This window comes from Candidatus Neomarinimicrobiota bacterium (assembly GCA_012964825.1).
Classification (GTDB): domain Bacteria; phylum Fidelibacterota; class Marinisomatia; order Marinisomatales; family S15-B10; genus UBA2125.
In genome coordinates this window covers 1-18,867 of sequence record DTTI01000005.1, presented here as the reverse complement: position 1 = coordinate 18,867, position 18,867 = coordinate 1, and the positions used below count along the sequence as shown (strand labels likewise).

Genomic DNA, 18,867 nt, shown 5'->3' with positions numbered 1-18,867 from the left:
AAACTTTGAAAAAATATTATGACCTGAACAATGTCTCTTCTCGGTTGAACCATTTCACACATCCATAAATTGCAACACCAGCCAACAAAAAGAGAGAAAGATACACCTCGGCAATAAGTATTGGATTTGCCTTCCCGCCCAAAATAGCTTTTGTTGCCAAGGAAAGATTAAGGATAGGTATGGCCGCTGTAACAAACCCCAGCTTGAATCCGGGAAGCATACCCACCATTGCCGGTAAGATAATGATAATGTTTAGAGGTGCTATCATACTCTGGGCCTCTTTAAAGGATTTGGCAAAGACGGAAATAGCCAGGCTCACAGCGGCGAAAAATGCGGCTACAGGCAGCACCATACTCATGATGAGAAATATTGATCTAGGACCCATCATATCCATTACCACTCCTGCTACATCCATTTCAGTCTTTGGGAGAAGATATACCATGAACAATACTCCAAAAAGGGCAAGGAGGGCCGTGGAGATACTGAAAAGTACAATCACAATAAATTTCCCCATTACAATATCAAACCTGCTGGCCGGCGAAGATAGAATTGTCTCAAGGGTACCTCTCTCCTTTTCCCCTACACCCAAATCCAATGCGGGGTATATAGATCCCATAAACCCAAAAATAATAAATATGTATGGTAAGTATCCGCCCGCAACTTCAGCGAATCGTTCTTCAGTGGATGCCACATCCTCTCTTTCAATTGCAATTGCATCGAAAATGGTCTCATCGAGTTGCAACCGACCAATTCTTTCATTAACAATCTCTCGGTCGTACTGATCAATAATAGCTTCAATCCTACGGCGCGCAGCATTGAGCGACTCCGATGACTTGAAGATAAGCCGAATCGTAGCCTGCTTGTCTCCTTCTACAAACTCAGAGAAATGCTGAGGAATGATGACAACGCCATCCAGCGTCTGTTCGGCCGTCATTGCACGGGCACTGTCTGCATTTGTCATGGTGACAAGAAAGAAATTCTCCTCTTTAGATAATCTTTCAAACAACTCGGGCGCTGCTGTCTCACCAATGACAGCTACTCTCAACTCCTTATCCTTTGCCTTTTCTACTTGTGACTGTGTTAGTTTTATGGCAGTTGTCATGAGGAGGGGAATCACCATCAGAGGCATGACCACCATCATGAAAATTGTACGGCGATCCCGAAGCATGTCTGTGAGCTCCTTGACAAGGATGATGAACCAGCCCAAGCTAAGCTTCTCCCACCAGACGTATAAATTCGTCTTCGTAAGTGGTTTCTTTCATTTGTCCTTCAAACTTATCCCGGCTCCCGTTGAAAAAAAGTCTACCTTCATGAATAATGGCAAGATCATCACACAAAAGTTTCACCTCTGACATCTGGTGTGTAGAAAAGATGACCGTTTTACTCTCTTCGCGGCAAGACCGAATCAGTTCTATGATTCGCCGAGCAGTCATAACATCGAGACCGGTCGTGGGTTCATCAAACACTACCACATCCGGGTCGTGAATAATGGTGCGGGCGATGGATGTTTTCTGCTTCATGCCAGAACTGAGGCGGGCAATTCGTCGGTCGGCAAATTTTCCCATGTCCAGCATGGAAAAGATCTTATCTTTGCGTTCCTCGAAATGATTCATCTCCATACCGTAAAGGTCAGCGATATACTGGACCATTTCTGTTGGGGTAAGTCTGTCGTAAAGGGCTGTCTGGGCAGTCATGAAACCAATATTCCGCCGCACTTCTTTCGGTTTTTGGAGGGTGTCAAAACCGGCCACAGTAACTGAGCCTTCCGTCGGTTTCAGCATAGTTGCAATGATACGGAGTATAGTTGTCTTTCCCGCGCCGTTCGGACCAATAAGTCCGAAAACTCGACCCGGTTTACATTCAAAGGTTACATTATCTACAGCGCGTATGGTCTTGGCATTTTTGTACTGTGGACCTTGTTCACGACGCTGTTTTCTTGATAAGCGGAAATCTTTTGATAGATTGCTTACCCGTATCATCTGATAGATATTGATACTAAGAAAAAAACCATATTAGAAACTTTGTTTGTATCTAACTGTTTAGTTGAGTGAGATTTGACAGTTAGCCCAAATGAACCAACAAAAGCTAACCTTAGGATTCTGAATGAAACAAGCACCCAATCTGGATGATATCCTTGCTGCTGCCAAGAGGATATTACCTTATGCCCACAAAACACCTGTCCTTACTTGCGCGGCTATCAATGAAATGACCAATTCGAATATTTATTTTAAATGTGAGAATTTTCAGAAAGTTGGTGCCTTCAAATTCAGGGGGGCCTGTAACACTATTTTTTCCTTATCCGATGAAGAAGCAAAACGAGGTGTTGGGACTCACTCCTCAGGTAATCACGCTGCTGCCGTGGCCTTGGCTGCAAAAATGCGAGGTATAAAAGCTCACGTAGTCATGCCTAAGAATGCGCCGGATATAAAAAAGAAAGCGGTGATGGGGTACGGAGCTGAGATCACCTTTTGCGAACCGACTCTTGAAGAGCGGGAAACGACCCTCGATTCCGTTATTGAAAAAACCGGAGCCGTTGAGATTCACCCATTTGATGATCCTCTCGTCATTGCCGGGCAGGGAACGGCGGCTTTGGAACTGATGAATGAGATAGACGATCTGGATGCAATCCTTGCTCCTGTGGGTGGTGGTGGGCTCATCTGTGGTACAGCCATCGCCGTGGCTGGCATGGGTAATGCGGTTTCAGTCTTCGCAGCCGAACCGAAAAATGCCGACGACGCCTTCCAGTCATTTAAATCGGGGAAGTTTGTTCCACAAACCAATCCTGACACCATCGCCGACGGCCTCCTGACTTCGTTGAGCGAATTGACACTTTCCATCATCATAGAGCACGTAAGCGATATTTTCATAGTCACTGAGGAGGAGATTATTACTGCCATGCGAAGGGTGTGGGAAAGAATGAAGATCATTATCGAACCCTCCTCTGCTGTACCGGTAGGAGCGGTGCTTAATCAGAAGAACGGTCTGACAGGAAAAAAGGTGGGTGTCATCCTTACGGGTGGGAATGTGGATTTGGAGAAGTTGCGGTGGTCATGAGCTAGGAACAGTAACCGTTTTATCCAAATAATGTGCCTAAGTAAGAACGTCCTCCACCAACTGTACCCAAATAGAGCTCCCTACCAACAACGCTTCTTCGTTAATATCAAAATGTGAGCAGTGGTGTGGAACGCGAGGTCCGTCCGGTGCCGAACCGACAAAGAAGAAACACCCCGGTACTTCCTGTAGATAGTAGGACATATCTTCTCCACCCATGGTGAGATAGGGTGGTTGAACACTTTCGCCTACCACTCCCCTTGCTGCCAGCGACACCTTTTCGCTTTCCGCTTCGGTGTTTACCGTGGGGGGATAGCCGTCGTGATAGTCGACCTCGATCAAAGCACCGTATGTGGTGCCGATTCCAGAACAAATTTCATGGAGGCGGTCATATATCATTTTTCTGTTCTCTTCCGTATAGGCACGAGCTGTTCCCTTCAGCACCACTTCATCAGCGATGATATTATAGTTGTAACCACCCTCTATCATACCCACAGTCAGCGCTGTAGATTCCAAGGGATTGGTGTTTCGGCTCACAATTGTCTGAAGTGTTGTGACCAAGTATGAAGCGACAACCACTGCATCCACAGTCCCATGAGGAGCGGCGCCGTGCCCCCCCTTCCCCTTTACAGTGATGGTGAATTCATCTGCGGCAGCTAGAACGGGACCAGTTTGGACCCCTACCGTCCCAAAGGACTGATAGTTCCACAAATGAATACCGTACACCTCATCAACTTTGGGATTTTCCAGGACGCCGTCGTTGATCATATATCGAGCTCCCCCGAGACCCTCTTCCGCAGGCTGGAAGATAAACTTTACAGTTCCCTTTAACTGATCCTTTTTTTCCGAAAGCGCTTTCGCAGCACCAATCAACATGGCCACATGACCATCGTGACCGCAAGCATGCATGACATCGTCATTAATCGATTTGTATTCCACATCACCGGTCTCCTGTATTGGTAAGGCATCCATGTCCGCCCTAAGACCGATACAAGGTCCGCCACCACCCTTCAATAGAGCCACCACGCCAGTTTTGCCAACACCGGTGGAGACCTCCAAACCCAATTTATTCAGCTTTTCATTGATGAATTTGGCTGTCTCATGCTCCTGGAGTCCCAATTCAGGATGTTGATGAAGGTGTCTCCTGTTTTCAATAATTTCTCCCCTCATAGCTTCAATTTCTGGTCTCAACGTGATGTTCATTCTTTCTCTCCTAAATGTTCAATAATCGAGGATAGAAGCAAACCAAACCTTTCACCGGCTTCGGCTGCGCTCTCAATAACTTCTTCATGGGTAATAGGTGCTTCCACCACACCGGCTGCATAATTTGTGAGGCATGAGATGGTGAGAATCTTCATTCCCAACTTGCTCGCAGCTCGTATCTCAGGCACGGTAGACATCCCAACAGCATGGCCGCCCAGTTTCCTTATCAAATCAATCTCAGCCGGCGTTTCATAGGATGGTCCCAACGCCCAGGCGTAAACACCCTCTCTAAGGTCAATACCGTTCCTATCGGCCGATTTTCTGGCAATATGGAGCATCTCAGCATTGTGGTATCGGTCTTCATTAACGATTGAAGGCATGGCGGTACTTTCCCGAAATGTGAAGTCCAGGTGAGCCGTAATTGCCATAAGCGTCCCAGGACCGTTTTCCTCCCGAACGGAACCAGCTGAATTGGTGAGAATGAGGTTCTTAACTCCCAGTTCATGAAAGAGCTTAATCGGAAGGGTAACAGTTTCTAGGTCCCACCCTTCATACAGATGGAAACGGCCGCTGGCCATGACCACTTTTTCGCCCATTAGATGACCAAGAATCAGCTCGCCTGAGTGACCTTCAACTGAAGGTTCGGGGTAGCAGGGAATGTCACCGTAGGGAACCTTGACTGCATCCTCGACGTTCTTCGCCATATGACCTAATCCAGAACCAAGAACAACAGCTGTTGTGGGTAATACACTAGCTCGGCCTTTAACATGACTAACTATTTTTTCGAGAGAAACTGTCATTTTTACTACATGGAGTTGGGAGGAGAATTTACCATTATTCCGTTGATTCACCAGAGGGTGGGCTGTAAGTTTTCCGAGCCTAAATCAACTGTTATATCTCGCCGGGAGACACTCTTTTATGGTAAAAAAAGACGATATTAAACTGGTTGACCAACTTCGCGAATCACGCGATGCAATATCTGCTGAGCTCAGTAAACGGATCATCGGTCAGCACGAGATCATTGAACATATTCTTATAACGCTGTTTTGCCAGGGACACGCACTGATCATCGGTGTTCCAGGTCTGGCGAAAACGCTTCTCATCAAATCGGTGGCAGAGATTCTCGAACTAAAATTCAGTCGTATTCAGTTTACCCCTGACCTGATGCCTTCAGATATCACCGGTACAGAAATTCTTGAAGAAGATCACGCCACCGGCAAACGGAAATTCAAGTTTTTTCAAGGACCTCTTTTCGCCAACATAATCCTCGCTGATGAGATCAACCGCACGCCGCCGAAGACGCAGGCAGCCCTTCTTGAAGCGATGCAGGAACACAAAGTGACGGCAGCAGGTATCTCCTACACTTTAGATGAACCGTTTCTTGTCCTGGCTACTCAGAACCCCATCGAACAGGAAGGCACATACCCCCTCCCGGAGGCACAACTGGACCGTTTTATGTTCAGCCTCAACATTACCTATCCGTCTCGAGAGGATGAAATCGAGATTGTCAAATCGACAACTTCCGGTTCTAATGAATCACTGAAATCGACAATAACCAAAGATGACATTCTCACTTTTCAGTCTCTTGTACGTCGGGTGCCTGTTGCTGACAACGTAGTGGAGTTTGCCGTCGATCTCGCATCCAAAACCCGCCCTGAAGACGGTGCCCCTCAGTTCATCAGCGACTGGCTGGAATGGGGTGCGGGCCCCAGAGCATCTCAATACCTGATTCTCGGCGCAAAGGCGAAGGCGATCTTGGATGGACGACCTACACCGGATATTTCAGACGTCATTACCATGGCGAAACCTGTTCTCCGTCACCGCATCATTACAAACTTCAATGCCGAAGCCGATGGTGTTAATGCGGATCAGGTATTAGATCAGCTGATCCAAAAGTCAGCCTAATTCAACTTTGACGACTGTAGACAAAAGAAGATATCTCCAACCGGAGATGGTGGCGCGGCTTGACAATATGGCGCTCCGTGCAAGACTTGTTGTGGAGGGCTATCTCATTGGATTGCACAAAAGCCCTTATCACGGATTCAGCGTTGAATTTACAGAGCACCGTGCCTATGGTCCCGGTGATGAAATTCGCCATCTGGACTGGAAACTTTACGGCAAGACAGACCGCTACTATATCAAACAGTATGAGGAAGAGACAAATCTGAGATCTTACATCCTCTTGGATGTCAGTAAGTCAATGACCTTCTCCAGCCAGACTGTCTCCAAGCTTGATTACGGGAGCTACCTCACCGCTGCACTGACCTATCTCATGCTCAATCAGCGGGATGCTGTCTCACTGACGATTTTTGATGAAAAGACACGGGGGCATGTACCCCCACGCTCCACTCAGGGCCATCTCAACTCTGTGTTGGCAAGATTGGAGCAGATAAAACCGGGCAACGATACGCGCATCGCTCCCACACTTCACGAGCTGGCGGATAAAATCAAAAAAAGGGGGCTCGTGATCCTGATCTCAGACCTTTTGGACGATCCGGAGGAGGTATTGTCAGGTTTGAAGCACTTTCGTCACCGCAAGCACGAAGTGATTGTCTTTCATCTGACAGATCCCCGGGAGACAGACCTCAACTTTTCTCTGAGAACTCGATTCCGAGACCTGGAAACAGGAGAAGAAATCACCACTGAACCGTGGCAGATTCGAGCGGCGTACAAACGGGTGGTTGAAAAATTTCAGTCTACTTATAAAAAAGAAATGAGGAAGCGAAATATCGACTATGTCCCGATCCAGACAGACCAGGCATTGGACCTGGCTTTAACGCACTATCTAACTAAACGAAGGACAATAGCCTAAACTATCTTTCACCCTTAGCCTTATTCAGATACTCCTGACCTTCTTCCATTCGCCCCTGCCTGTAGATAACCACGCCCAGGTTTCTAAGTAGCGTTGGGTTGTCAGGGTCTGAGCGGAGTGCCCGGCTATAATAATACTCAGCATCTTCCCAACGCTCCATCCCTTGGTAAGCATCGCCAATTCCAATGGCCGCTTGAGTATCATCTGGGTTAATCTTGAGAACTTGCTGAAACTCTTCTTCGGTCATCTCAAAATCGCCAAGTTGAAGATAAAGAACGCCCAGATTGAAATGTAAGTCAGGATTATCGGGGTCGGATCTGATAGCCTTTGTATAAGCAAATACGGCCCCATCCATGTCATCCATTTCATAATAAGCATCGGCAAGATAACGGGCACCAATAGCACTTCCGGAATTGATCTTTAATCCCCGCTCCAGATAATCTATTGCTTTGTCAAACTCCTCATTTGCTTTGTCAAACTCCTCATTATCCTTAAATACTTTACCGGCATCCTTAAATACTTTACCGGCAGTGAAAAGAAGATCGGGGTCTTCCGGGTTCACATTAAGGGCTTCATTCAGTGTGGACTCCAGCTTCTTACTGTCGTTTAGCTGGATGTAGCAAAAGACAAGGTTTTTGTAGCTGCCAGGTTCATCGGGCCTGATATCTTTTGCCGTGCTAAAACCTTCAATGGCTAAACGAAAATAACCTTCTTTTTCAGCGGTATCTTCGGCTTTAATGGCAAGGTTGAAATTGTCGGCCCCTTTATTATACTCGCGGCTCCAGTAAAAAGTACGCCATGTTTCAATAGCCGCAAGAAGAGATTGACCATCGGGTAGTTTATAGGTTTCACCGAGTTCCATGGCTTTATTAAACATTTCATTCATCTTGCTCCACTCACCGTTCCGGGCGTAGACCTCCTTACCCATGAGGAAGTAAGGTTCAGGCTCTTCTGGGGTCACCTCTATGGCAGCTGCGAGCATTTCTTCCGCTTTTACCCAATTCTGTTCTTTTACATAAAGTCTGGCTGAAGTGAGTTCTTCACTGGGACAACCGTAGAACAGTGTTGCCACAAGCAGCAGAGTAACAGTCCTCATAAACATATTCAAGCGCATTACAGACACCTCCAAAAAAAACTGATATCACAGGTCCTTAGATAAATAATTTAATTCTCTATACGAGTGCTTTCAAGGCAAATTACATTCCTTACCAACAACTTCCACCCGTTCGTGAAAAGTCTCTGGCGTCATCCTCTTGAGCCCTTCCAGGCCGAACCCTTCCACACAGAAAGAGGCGGAGGCGGTTCCCCAGATAAGACCATCCTCAAGAGAGTGACCGTTGGCAAGAGCGGCCATGAAACCGCCGGCGAAGCTATCCCCGGCACCGGTAGGATCCACCAGCTTTCCAATGGGGTAAACATCCACATGGAATTCACCTTGGGATGAGATGAGTGTGCTCCCTGCACCACCCTGTTTCACAACAATCTGTTCTGGCCCCATATCTCGAATGGAATGGGCAGCTTCGGATACTCCATTTAGTTCGGTGAGAAGCTCCGACTCGCTTTCATTCAACAATAACACATCAATACCTCTGAGAACCTTATTAAGATCTTCTCTCGTTGTATTGATCCAAAGATTCATGGTATCGCAAACAGTCATTGCATCATGAGAAGCCATCTGAGTAAGAACATCAAACTGCAGTGCCGGATGGATGTTGCCCAAATAGAGAAGCGGACTCTGCCTATTTGCCTCGCTCAGTTTGGGGCTGAAAGTCTCGAAAACACCCAACTCCGTGTAGAGCGTAGTACGGTTCTTCCAATTGTCATGATAGCTTCCTCCCCAACGGAAACTTTCCCCTTCTTCAATTTGAAGATCTTCAAGGCTGGCACCATACTTTTTGAAAAGCGCCATCCCTTCATCAGGATAATCTGTGCCGACAACGCCCACAACGTTCACCGGTGCCAGAATGCCGGCTGACCGAGTGAAATAGGTAAGTGAACCGCCCAGCGTCTCTCCCTTTGTGCCATCAGGCAGTTCAAGCCAGTCCACAGCGATGGAACCTACTGCAACTATGGGTTTGGGGTTCATTTCGACGGCAGAAAGTTTACTTTTCTCTATGTCGGGGCGCAAGCGATTGTTCTTTTTGCAGCTGCTTTTTCTCCCGTCTAAAAAGATAATTGTGCTCCTATAAAATGCATGCTATATTCCACGAAATCGCTTGGCAGGTTCCAAGGTATGGCTTCAAAAACATTCGCTATAGTGTCAGACGTGCATGGTAATCTGGAGGCGCTGCAAACAGCTCTCTCCGTCATCAGCGCACGTGAGGATATAGATGAGGTTCTTTACCTCGGTGATTACTTCTCGCTCGGTCCCGCTCCAAAAGAAGTTCTCGATATATTAACGCCCATGAATGATATTGTTTTTGTTCGCGGCAATCATGAGCGTTACATCATTGAAAAGCTGTGGACGCAGGAGAATCCCACCCTAGAGGGAATGAGTCCCGATGATCCAATTGTAAAAGGGATAGTTGAACATCAGAAATGGGCAGCTGAACAGATCGGCGAAACCGGGGTAGATTTCATCAATAATAGAACTCATATTTCCCACAGAGAAGTTTTCGACTCCACCCTCATAGAGTTCACGCATGCCTGGTACGAAAGAGACGACAAGCCACCTACCATGGAAGAGGCAAAGACGTGGCGAAATCACGTGAAAAAGGCCAACCCGGATATTGAGATGTGCCTTTTCGTCCATGGGCATATCCACCTCCCTCGCATGGAGGAAAACGGTGATCTGAAGATTCTGTGTCCTGTCAGCACGGGGATCCCTTTCGATGGAATTACGAAAGGGGCCATCGGTTTTCTCACCGTGGGTGACGAATTCAGCTGGAAAGTACACCGGTTTGACTACGATCTGAATGCCACCATCAATCTCCTTGAAGAGCGCCAACCGCCTTTTTACAAAAATCTCCAGAACACGGTGAAATACGCGGAGATTCGCAACGAATACGTTTAGAGCCTTTCCCCTTCGGCCTTTCTCCCCGTAATTTCTGTTTATGGTTTATCTTGATTATTGCGCCACAACACCGCTAGATGATCGTGTTGCCGACCTCATGGATTCGGTGGAGCGGGAGGTATACGGCAATCCGTCCAGTATCCACCGACTGGGTCAAAACGCACGGGCAAAAGTAGAGGTGGCCCGACGGCAAGTTGCCGCTGCAATAGGTGCCGAACCATCAGAGATTATTTTCACAGGCAGCGGTTCGGAAGCGAGCAACATCGTTCTGTGGGACGTTTTCCAGAGAGAAGGAAAGCATATTGTGTTGTCAGCGGTAGAGCACCCATGTGTCATCAATACCGCCCGAGCTGTTGCAAGGCTGGGTGTTGAGGTCACCGAGATAGCAGTAGACAGCACAGGCCGAGTGGAGCTCAGTGACGTGATCGATAACATTCGTCCGGACACGGCGTTGGTAACCATTATGACAGCAAATAATGAAACAGGAACTGTTCAGCCAGTAGAAGAGATCGGAGAAATTTGCCGCGAAAAAGGGGTCAGGTTCCACAGCGATGCGGTACAGGCACTGGGTAAAATAGAGATTGATTACATTACTGACGGACCCAACACCGCAGGCTTCTCGGCACACAAGATCTACGGACCGAAGGGAGTAGGTGCTCTCTATGTCCAGAAAGGGGTTAAGCTCCATCCTCTTGTTTACGGCGGCGGCCAGGAGCAGACGCTGAGGGCGGGAACAGAAAATGTGGCGGGCATCGCCGGTTTCGGATTGGCGGCGGAAATAGCCACCGGGAAAATTTCAGATGAGACTCCCCGCCTAGAAGGTTTGAGGGAGCGGATCTCCGTTGAATTTCCCTCAGCATTCATTTACGGCCATGAAGAACATCATCTTCCGGGTGTGCTGACTATCGGTTTCCCCGGTGTTGACGGTCAGAACCTCCTCATGAAGCTGGACCTGGACGGCTTTGCCGTCTCTACCGGCTCCGCATGTTCTTCCGGGACCACCAAGTCGTCCTCAACGCTAAAAGCCATGGGGCTGTCCGATGATGAATGCCAGAGTGTTTTGAGGATTTCCCCTGGAAGATTTACCACAGAAAGCGATGTGGAAGCATTCCTGGCATCACTCCTATCTCACGTTCACGACAATTCAGCCGTGGAGGCAATGGCGTGAACAGGCGCGTTCTAGTGGCCATGTCCGGCGGCGTGGACAGCTCCGTCACGCTGCTGAAAATTATAGAAGAAGGGTACGAACCCATTGGCGTCACCATGAAGCTTTGGGAAAGTCCAGAAGGGTCCCCATCTACCAATTCCTACTGCTGCTCCGTGGAAGCCATCAATAACGCCAAACTAGTGTGTGAGAAATATGGCGTTTCTCACTACACTCTCGATTTTCAGGACGTCTTCCGGAAAAACGTGGTGGACTACCTCGTAGATCAATATTTTGCCGGACGAACGCCCAATCCGTGCATCCAGTGTAACACCCACCTTAGATGGGGTGCCCTCATCCGGCAGGCTGATGATCTCGAGGCGCAGTGGATTGCTACGGGACACTACGCTCAGATCGATGAATTAGCAGGAGTGGGACCTGTGATCCAAAAAGGGGTGGATGAGAAAAAAGATCAATCCTATGTGCTTTGGGGTATTGATTCTCAGCTTCTTCATAGAACACTTTTCCCCTTGGGCAATTTTAGGAAAGAAGAAGTACGTAATATCGCCCGGAAAGCGGGTCTTGTGACTGCGGAAATTGCCGAAAGCCAAGAGTTATGTTTTCTGCCCAATGCCGACTACCGTCAGTTCCTAAAGGACTACGTGCCTGAGCGGGTGGGCGCCGAAAAGAAAGGCGCCATGGTGTCACCTAATGGTGAGATGGTGGGAGAACACCGGGGTATTTCACAATACACCATCGGTCAGCGCCGAAAGCTTGGCGTCACAGGCCCGGTGCCAAACTATGTTCAACAGATTGACACAAAGACGAATACTATTACGGTGGCGCCGCGGGAAAAGATTTACTTCCCCGGATGCCAGGTACGACAGCTTAACTGGCTCATTCCACTCGAAAAGTGGCCGGCAGGTGTTGTCCACACCCATATCCGTTACAACCACCACGGTGTGGAAAGCACCCTCGAACACGGAAAAGACGGCAACGTGACGGTGAAATTTGAGTCACCTCAGTTTGCTGTGACGCCAGGTCAGTCAGCTGTTTTTTACATTGACAATATTCTTTTGGGCGGCGGTATTATTGTTGGGGCTGAATCTCCACCGGAACAAAACGGACTTGACAATCATTCACAATAGACATTAGGTTAGGCTAGATGCAAACTGGATTCAACAGATTATTCGTTTTCGTTTTTATCGGTTTCTTGTTGACCGGTGCTAACGCTCAGTACAGGCACAACGTCCCCACCACCAGAATCAAGGATACCATGGCCCAGAGCCAGGGCAATTCACTCTCTTCACTCTTCAATTCTGACCGGCTCACCATGAATCACAGTTTTTCGTTGGGGATGGCGTCCATGGGTGGTTTTGCCACCAGTTACGGTACCTATACCAACAATCTGAATTATCTCATCAATGATAAGTGGTCTCTAACCTCGAGAATTGATCTGATTCAGCCCACTCTTTCATCGCCCACTCCTCAAGGAGTTAACGCTGTTAATCCCATGGTTTTCTACGGCGCCCAGTTGGAGTACAAAGCGTCCAATAATCTCCGCTTCAGTCTCTCTATGGACAACCATCCCCGCTATCAGAGACAGTGGGGTCTCAGTCCCTACAATCTTTACGCCTTTCCGCCAAGGTGATCCGCTGAATGGCCGGCAGAGGTCGTAGAAAAACCCGGCGTAAATCCAAGCCTTCCAAGAAAAAGTCACTAGTCTCAGGGGCTAATGTGGCCCTTGTCCTTTTGAGTATTACCTCCGTGGCGTTTGTGGCGTCTGTTGTGAACCGGCACATGAGGGGTGGTATGACTATCCAAGATTTTCGCCAGGAGGCGCCCCCCGCCCTCACAGTTGCGGCACACGATAATTCATTGCTCCGGGACATTGAAGTGGAGGTATTGAATGGATGCGGCATTAACGGACTGGCGCAACAGTTCACTGACTATCTCCGGGATAAACATCTGGATGTCATCCGGACAGAAGATGCCGACAATTTTCATTATGATAAGACCATTGTGATCCTTCGCCGCGACGAATTTGAAAAGGTAGCCCAGGTGGCAAAACTTCTGGACATCTCCCCACGGGATTCAATACGTGTTTTTGTTGATCCCGATGGTTCCCTCCTCACTGATGTCACCATCGTCATCGGGAGTGACTATCTGAACATCTCACCCGTTCAGAGATTCCTCGCCTCTCAGCCCTGACAAAGACCAAAACAGCAAAACTTTCAGCAGAGACGGCCTCCTACGACCTGGCCCACCGCGTCTCATCTATTGCTCTGAGCAAAAAGGCGGAAAATATCACCATCCTGGATGTACGAGAGCTCACCACGGTAACAGATTTTTTTGTTATCTGTTCAGGAAGTTCGGACACCCACGTGAAGACAATCCACGACGCCGTCAGCGATGGCCTCCTTCCTGAAGAAAAACCGTGGCATGTTGAGGGGCTCGACAACCTCAGCTGGGTGCTTATGGATTATGTTGACGCCGTCATTCACATCTTTCAACCGGATCAAAGGGATTTCTACTCGCTGGAGCGACTCTGGGCCGATGGTAAATCGGAAGTGGTTGAAGACGACGTCACTCCCTAATAAGACTGCCGTTCAAACTCTGGATTATCTAAACTTGCGCCATGTCAATTGTTGATGTGAAGCATCACATCCATGAGTGCCTTAGTAGGGCCCTCTCCTCTCTTGGACTTGAAACCATTTCCGTCAAGCTTGATCCCAGCAAGATGCCCGAACTGGGGGACATCTCTTCAGGCGTAGCCCTGTCCCTGGCCAAGTCCGCTAAAAAGACTCCCATGGAGCTGGCGGAAGCAATTCAGAGCCAACTGAAACTGTCAGAGGACATCTGTTCAGCGGTGACGGTGTCTAAACCGGGATTCCTCAATTTTCGCATCGCCACGGACTACCTTCAGAACCAACTGACAGAAATTGTTTCGGCGAGCGGTGACTATGGAAAATCAGGAGTCGGTAAGAGCCAACGGGCGCTGGTGGAGTTTGTCAGCGCTAACCCAACCGGGCCATTAACGGTCGGTCACGGCAGGCAGGCTGTTCTTGGGGACGTGGTAGCGCGGATTCTGGAATGGAACGGCTACAGCGTGGAGCGGGAGTATTACTACAACGACGCCGGCCGGCAGATGCGGTTATTAGGGGAGTCGGTGCGGGCCCGGTATCTGGAGATACTGGGTGAGAAAGGAGAGTTCCCAGAAGAGGGTTATGAAGGGAAGTATATCCGTGAGATCGCTCAGAAAATTCACGATGAGAAGGGAAAAATACTGAAAGATGAAACCGAAGTAACGCCCTTCAGAAACACCGCCGAGGAGGAGATATTCGCTGATATCAGATCAACCTTGGAAAGTCTTGGGATTCATTTTGATTCATTCGTGAATGAGCGGCGCTTCTATGACGAAGGGAGTATTGACGAAGTGGTTAGTCTCCTTCGGGGAAAGGGTCTTGTTTATGATAAAGACGGCGCCGTCTGGCTAAAAACAACAGAATTTGGTAAAGAAGATGATACTGTTCTCATTAAAAGCAGCGGTGAGCCCACCTATCGCCTTCCCGATATGGCTTACCACCGGGACAAGGTGGAGCGGGGTTATGATATGATTGTGGACATTTTCGGCGCCGATCACAAGGATACCTACCCTGACGTCATCGCGGCTGTACGCGCGTTAGGCCATGAAACAGACCAAATCAGGGTGCTCATTCACCAGTTTGTGTCCCTCCTCCGCGACGGCAAAAAAGTGAAAATGTCCACACGGAAAGCTACTTTCGTTACCCTGGATGAACTCATTGATATGGTGGGAGTCGATGTGGTTCGGTATTTCTTTATCATGCGAAACAGGCAGAGTCACTTGAATTTTGACATCGGTTTGGCTGAGAAGGAATCGGATGAAAACCCGGTCTACTATCTCCAGTACGCCCACGCCCGAATCTGCAACATTCTCAAATATGCCAAAGAGACAGATGCCAAAAGCAGTGGCGAACCGGACTTGGCTCTTTTGAAAAAAGACGAAGAATTGACCCTCATAAAGAGTCTCATCCATTTCCCAGAAACAGTGATGAACGCCCTTGAAAATCTGGAGCCGCAGACAGTTGCTGGCTACCTCCAATGGACGGCCACAGACTTTCACAAGTTTTACAGTGAGCACCGAGTGGTGACTGATGACAAAGAACTGACGATGGCCCGTCTTTTTTTAGTCTCAGCAGTAAGGACTGTCCTGGCCAACGGGCTGGAAATTCTAGGCATCAGCCAACCTGAAAAAATGTAACCTGCGTCATGAGTTATCTGGAATACATCCTCCTCTGTTTTTCCACGCTCTTTACATTGGTGAACCCACTTGGTATATCCACTGTATTTCTTGTTCTGACGGAGCGGTTTGATGAACACCAAAGGAAGGTCATCGCCCGGAAAGGGGCTATGACAGGGATTGTAACACTCCTCATTTTCGCATTCCTCGGTAAATACATTTTTCAGCTTTACAGTATCACCCTTGATGCATTTAAGATCATGGGGGGCATTATCTTCTTCAGAACGGGCCTGCGGATGCTTGAAGTCATCGTCTCCCGTACCCGGTCTACACCGCAGGAGCAGCAGGAAGGTCTGGAGACTGACGACATCGCCATTACACCTGTGGGCATCCCGCTCATAACGGGCCCCGGCGCCATCACCGGCGCCATGGTCCTGGCAGGGAAAGCAATCATCCCGCTCCACTACGGAATTCTCATCGCTTCCATCATTACTGTTTTGGCACTGACCTACTTCATCCTGGTAGGTGCCGATAAACTGTCCCGCAGGCTGGGGACAACCTGGATGCGTGTCATTCAGCGGGTCATGGGTATTTTGCTTATGGTGATTGCTGTTCAGTTTATCATTGACGGCGCCACCCCTGTATTGCGTTCCATCATTATCTCCGCCCTGGAATAGGGTAAAACAAAAATGGCGACCGAAAAGCCGCCATTTTTTATCAGCAAAATTGTTGTTTTAAGCTACAAAGTTTGTCTCTCAACCCTGTTTCTTGGGAACAAGAGATTACCTATAATCCGAAAAGGTAGAGTTACCAGAAGGAGAAATATTATCATCAGATTGGGAATAAAATCAACAATCCGCCGATGGTGTTTCATGAAATATTTGATTAGGGAGAAATGGGAACTGGCAATGAGCCCGGGACGACGACCAAGAGTGGTGCTCCCCCCTCTGTGGGTGACAACAGCATCAGGGCAAAAAACAACCCTTTTGCCTAAATCTTTGATTCGCCGGCACAGGTCAACATCACTGAAGAACATTGGGAATCGTTCATCCAGGCCACCTAGCTTTAGAAGTAAGTCTTTTCTAACTAAAATTGCTGCTCCTGCCGGTTGGTCCACATCCCGTTCAGTTGCATGATTAAAGTCTCTCATCTTCCAGCCATTAAACAAATTACTTTGACTGAAAACCCGGCTCAAGCCAGTCATTTCCGTTATTACATTCCAAAATGTTGGAAACCGCCGGCAGGAGTACTGAATGCCTCCACTAGGGAAACGAAGCTGGGGTGCTACCAGACCGATCAGATTATCTGATGAAAGTTTATTGATGAGCCTTAGCACTGATTCTTCTGTCACTTGGGTATCTGGATTGAGAATGAAAATATATTCTCCACCGGCATTTTCAACCCCTTGATTAACAGCTTTGGTGAAACCTTCATTATTTTCATTTTGGAAAAAAACAGTATTGTCATTTTTCTTTTGATTAACTATTTCAACCGTTTTATCCTCAGAAGCATTGTCGATGACAATTACTTGAAATCTGCCATTTTGGTTAGTGGATTGAACTGAGTCCAAACAAGCGCCAATATCAGCTTCGGAATTAAATGTAACAATAACAAAAGAGAGAATTGGCCCCTCAGAAACCTCTATGGCAATTTCCTTTTTCGAAATGCCCGGAAGTCCTCGCTGTCTATGGTCCTCTCAACCCCAATCCACCAAACTTCTCCTCTTCTCTCTCCCCAATTGAATTCAAGATTATCCACTACTTCATCCTCGTAGTAAAAATTGAAGTCGAATCCCTTGAAACGATATCTGATATCCAGCCGGAATTCCATCTTCACCTCTGGCCAGATATTGACCTGCCTCTCACGCCACTGTTCCACGATTTCGGCCACCCACCTGCCTGTATCGGGATTATAAACGAGGTAAGGCCTCTTTTCCAGAATCAAGGCTGTATTGTCAATAACGCCGTGCCGTTCATAATTAAAGGCTGGAATGATAGAAAACTTTTCACCCATATAACCCAAGTAGATGTAAAAATCATCTGAATCTGGTCCGCTGTGGGCTCCCCACCAGCGTCCGTCATAGCTGTTATAGTCATACACTTCTTTACTATACCAAGTCCCGGGAACACGCTTGGTCCAAAATTTTGACTTGATCAAGCCTGTGTATTCCATCCCCCCAACGATATTTTCATTACCAAAAAGCCCATATTTCCGTAGGCCTATAACACTGGCGCCGGAGTGGTCAGGCTGGCGGGAAAAGTCATCCCAGTCCCAGGCGTGATCGTCCCGACCGTATTCAATATATATCTTCAGGCCTGAAGAAGGAAAAGAGGTGACCAAGTAAGCCACCAGTATCTCATCCCACAGGTCAACAGCACTTTCAGGAACATCAGGATCTTTCTGTTTTTCACTTAAAAACAACCCTTCAAAGGGAAGCATCATGGCGTCTTCAAGAGAAATGTAAGACCAAGCTGTGGGTGTCATAGTCCCGTGGCCGGACAGATACGATCTGGAAAAACCAAAAGTAAATTGGGGATTGCTGTAGAATGTTGATGAAGCGAGAAGTGCGGTGAAATACGGCTCGCCCACATTCCTGTCATCAAGAGGTGAAAATATGTACTTGATATCAAAACCGATATTTTTCAATCGCTTTTCGTGTACAGTGCCGAACGTAAAATATCTGAACCCAGAGGCATTTGTAGACATTTGCAGCGAACTGTGTAACCCTGGCCCCCACCACATATTAGCATTTGAGACACCTACACCTAACCCACGAAAGTGGAACAGAAGCTGAAATTCTCGCACACCTGATAAAACGAGGGGCGATTCTTCGTGGGGCCTATTGTCATTCATCCTTTTATAGATCCCCTTTCTTACCGGTACAGTATAATCCAGATTCTCATTGTCAAAATGATAGGGCTCGATAACAAAAGAAAGATATTCTCCAGCATAAGACAGCCGTAACGATCTAAACCGACTGATCCCTTTACCGATCCACCTTACTGAACTGTTTTCAAGATTTGGGGCGGTGCTGTTTTCAAAATACTCAGCGCGAGCTGTGAGAGACCATCTGTTATTTTGTGTTCCAGATATGGGTTGGAAAGAGGGTCTGAAAAGAAGCGATGCAGGCGAACTGCCGCTTACAAAATAACTTTTTTCGTAACTCAATAAACGAAACGGATCAGCTTCATAATAAACCTGGGAATGAAGGACAGAAAAAAAGATAAGAAAAAAGAAAAAAGTGGTAGAAAACAATTTAATCATAGGTGTTTAAGTGCGTAGAAATATATCCGATTAAATAGTGAAGCTGTGGAGGCGGGGAGAGTCGAACTCCCGTCCAAAACAGAGATGCATCTCGTTTCTACATGTTTAGTTTGACTTTT

Annotated in this window: 19 protein-coding genes and 1 other RNA gene; 11 read left to right on the top strand and 9 right to left on the bottom strand. The window is 47.7% G+C overall.

Features of this window, described 5'->3' with window-relative positions:
* Positions 1-16: 16 nt before the first annotated feature.
* Entirely contained in the window at positions 17-1,207 is a 1,191-nt protein-coding gene (locus tag EYO21_00265) for an ABC transporter permease (GenBank protein HIB02250.1), read from the bottom strand.
* A 1-nt stretch (position 1,208) separates the two neighbouring features.
* Complete coding sequence (locus EYO21_00260) at positions 1,209-1,979, bottom strand: ATP-binding cassette domain-containing protein (GenBank protein ID HIB02249.1); 771 nt, start codon at positions 1,977-1,979, stop codon at positions 1,209-1,211.
* Positions 1,980-2,103: 124 nt separating this feature from the next.
* On the opposite strand from EYO21_00260, the gene EYO21_00255 reads away from it, so the two are divergent.
* A complete protein-coding gene (locus EYO21_00255) occupies positions 2,104-3,054 on the top strand; it encodes a pyridoxal-phosphate dependent enzyme (protein HIB02248.1) in 951 nt (316 codons plus the stop codon).
* A 36-nt stretch (positions 3,055-3,090) separates the two neighbouring features.
* Here the strand turns inward: EYO21_00255 and EYO21_00250 are convergent, their stop codons facing one another.
* Positions 3,091-4,254 carry an amidohydrolase gene (locus EYO21_00250; GenBank protein ID HIB02247.1) on the bottom strand — a complete coding sequence of 388 codons (1,164 nt, stop codon included), beginning with the start codon at positions 4,252-4,254 and terminating at the stop codon, positions 3,091-3,093.
* A complete protein-coding gene (locus tag EYO21_00245) occupies positions 4,251-5,054 on the bottom strand; it encodes a purine-nucleoside phosphorylase (protein ID HIB02246.1) in 804 nt (267 codons plus the stop codon). The genes EYO21_00250 and EYO21_00245 overlap by 4 nt, the downstream gene beginning before the upstream one ends.
* Positions 5,055-5,172: 118 nt before the next feature.
* Here EYO21_00245 and EYO21_00240 point away from each other — a divergent pair, with 118 nt between their 5' ends.
* Positions 5,173-6,159, top strand: a complete 987-nt coding sequence (locus EYO21_00240) for an AAA family ATPase (protein HIB02245.1) — start codon at positions 5,173-5,175, stop codon at positions 6,157-6,159.
* 46 nt (positions 6,160-6,205) lie between these two features.
* Positions 6,206-7,066 (top strand): DUF58 domain-containing protein, encoded by an 861-nt coding sequence (locus EYO21_00235; protein HIB02244.1) that lies wholly within the window; start codon positions 6,206-6,208, stop codon positions 7,064-7,066.
* 1 nt (position 7,067) lies between these two features.
* Here EYO21_00235 and EYO21_00230 read toward each other — a convergent pair whose 3' ends face one another.
* Together EYO21_00230 and EYO21_00225 are read right to left on the bottom strand one after the other, a co-directional pair.
* A complete protein-coding gene (locus tag EYO21_00230; GenBank protein HIB02243.1) occupies positions 7,068-8,180 on the bottom strand; it encodes a tetratricopeptide repeat protein in 1,113 nt (370 codons plus the stop codon).
* Between the two features lie 72 nt (positions 8,181-8,252).
* Positions 8,253-9,152, bottom strand: a complete 900-nt coding sequence (locus EYO21_00225; GenBank protein HIB02242.1) for a sugar kinase — start codon at positions 9,150-9,152, stop codon at positions 8,253-8,255.
* Between the two features lie 108 nt (positions 9,153-9,260).
* Between EYO21_00225 and EYO21_00220 the strand changes: the two genes are divergently transcribed.
* The 8 genes from EYO21_00220 to EYO21_00185 are packed head-to-tail and all read left to right on the top strand — an operon-like array spanning position 9,261 to position 16,161.
* Complete coding sequence (locus EYO21_00220) at positions 9,261-10,079, top strand: hypothetical protein (GenBank protein ID HIB02241.1); 819 nt, start codon at positions 9,261-9,263, stop codon at positions 10,077-10,079.
* A gap of 40 nt (positions 10,080-10,119) precedes the next feature.
* Positions 10,120-11,247 carry a cysteine desulfurase gene (locus EYO21_00215; protein HIB02240.1) on the top strand — a complete coding sequence of 376 codons (1,128 nt, stop codon included), beginning with the start codon at positions 10,120-10,122 and terminating at the stop codon, positions 11,245-11,247.
* Positions 11,127-12,371: a tRNA 2-thiouridine(34) synthase MnmA gene (mnmA, locus tag EYO21_00210; protein ID HIB02239.1), complete on the top strand. Its 1,245-nt coding sequence runs from the start codon at positions 11,127-11,129 to the stop codon at positions 12,369-12,371. Before EYO21_00215 ends, mnmA begins: the two co-directional genes overlap by 121 nt.
* Positions 12,372-12,388: 17 nt before the next feature.
* Positions 12,389-12,874: a hypothetical protein gene (locus EYO21_00205; GenBank protein ID HIB02238.1), complete on the top strand. Its 486-nt coding sequence runs from the start codon at positions 12,389-12,391 to the stop codon at positions 12,872-12,874.
* An 8-nt stretch (positions 12,875-12,882) separates the two neighbouring features.
* Positions 12,883-13,434, top strand: a complete 552-nt coding sequence (locus EYO21_00200) for a LytR family transcriptional regulator (GenBank protein HIB02237.1) — start codon at positions 12,883-12,885, stop codon at positions 13,432-13,434.
* Positions 13,431-13,820 carry a ribosome silencing factor gene (gene rsfS / locus EYO21_00195; protein HIB02236.1) on the top strand — a complete coding sequence of 130 codons (390 nt, stop codon included), beginning with the start codon at positions 13,431-13,433 and terminating at the stop codon, positions 13,818-13,820. The genes EYO21_00200 and rsfS overlap by 4 nt, the downstream gene beginning before the upstream one ends.
* Positions 13,821-13,876: 56 nt before the next feature.
* Positions 13,877-15,505, top strand: coding sequence for an arginine--tRNA ligase (locus EYO21_00190; protein HIB02235.1), 1,629 nt, complete (start codon positions 13,877-13,879; stop codon positions 15,503-15,505).
* A gap of 8 nt (positions 15,506-15,513) precedes the next feature.
* Entirely contained in the window at positions 15,514-16,161 is a 648-nt protein-coding gene (locus EYO21_00185; protein HIB02234.1) for an NAAT family transporter, read from the top strand.
* 62 nt (positions 16,162-16,223) lie between these two features.
* Here the strand turns inward: EYO21_00185 and EYO21_00180 are convergent, their stop codons facing one another.
* The 3 genes from EYO21_00180 to ssrA all read right to left on the bottom strand — a co-directional run.
* Complete coding sequence (locus EYO21_00180) at positions 16,224-17,150, bottom strand: glycosyltransferase family 2 protein (GenBank protein HIB02233.1); 927 nt, start codon at positions 17,148-17,150, stop codon at positions 16,224-16,226.
* Positions 17,126-18,748, bottom strand: coding sequence for a hypothetical protein (locus EYO21_00175; protein ID HIB02232.1), 1,623 nt, complete (start codon positions 18,746-18,748; stop codon positions 17,126-17,128). The genes EYO21_00180 and EYO21_00175 overlap by 25 nt, the downstream gene beginning before the upstream one ends.
* A 43-nt stretch (positions 18,749-18,791) precedes the next feature.
* Positions 18,792-18,867: a transfer-messenger RNA gene (gene ssrA, locus EYO21_00170) on the bottom strand; the annotation flags it as partial.

Bases quoted from the DNA above. Each gene is read 5' to 3' on its own strand.
- EYO21_00260 (HIB02249.1), bottom strand. From the start codon at position 1,979: ATGATACGGGTAAGCAATCTATCAAAAGATTTCCGCTTATCAAGAAAA.
- EYO21_00255 (HIB02248.1), top strand. From the start codon at position 2,104: ATGAAACAAGCACCCAATCTGGATGATATCCTTGCTGCTGCCAAGAGG.
- EYO21_00250 (HIB02247.1), bottom strand. From the start codon at position 4,254: ATGAACATCACGTTGAGACCAGAAATTGAAGCTATGAGGGGAGAAATT.
- EYO21_00245 (HIB02246.1), bottom strand. From the start codon at position 5,054: ATGACAGTTTCTCTCGAAAAAATAGTTAGTCATGTTAAAGGCCGAGCT.
- EYO21_00240 (HIB02245.1), top strand. From the start codon at position 5,173: ATGGTAAAAAAAGACGATATTAAACTGGTTGACCAACTTCGCGAATCA.
- EYO21_00235 (HIB02244.1), top strand. From the start codon at position 6,206: ATGGTGGCGCGGCTTGACAATATGGCGCTCCGTGCAAGACTTGTTGTG.
- EYO21_00230 (HIB02243.1), bottom strand. From the start codon at position 8,180: ATGCGCTTGAATATGTTTATGAGGACTGTTACTCTGCTGCTTGTGGCA.
- EYO21_00225 (HIB02242.1), bottom strand. From the start codon at position 9,152: ATGAACCCCAAACCCATAGTTGCAGTAGGTTCCATCGCTGTGGACTGG.
- EYO21_00220 (HIB02241.1), top strand. From the start codon at position 9,261: ATGCTATATTCCACGAAATCGCTTGGCAGGTTCCAAGGTATGGCTTCA.
- EYO21_00215 (HIB02240.1), top strand. From the start codon at position 10,120: ATGGTTTATCTTGATTATTGCGCCACAACACCGCTAGATGATCGTGTT.
- mnmA (HIB02239.1), top strand. From the start codon at position 11,127: ATGCCAGAGTGTTTTGAGGATTTCCCCTGGAAGATTTACCACAGAAAG.
- EYO21_00205 (HIB02238.1), top strand. From the start codon at position 12,389: ATGCAAACTGGATTCAACAGATTATTCGTTTTCGTTTTTATCGGTTTC.
- EYO21_00200 (HIB02237.1), top strand. From the start codon at position 12,883: ATGGCCGGCAGAGGTCGTAGAAAAACCCGGCGTAAATCCAAGCCTTCC.
- EYO21_00185 (HIB02234.1), top strand. From the start codon at position 15,514: ATGAGTTATCTGGAATACATCCTCCTCTGTTTTTCCACGCTCTTTACA.
- EYO21_00175 (HIB02232.1), bottom strand. From the start codon at position 18,748: ATGATTAAATTGTTTTCTACCACTTTTTTCTTTTTTCTTATCTTTTTT.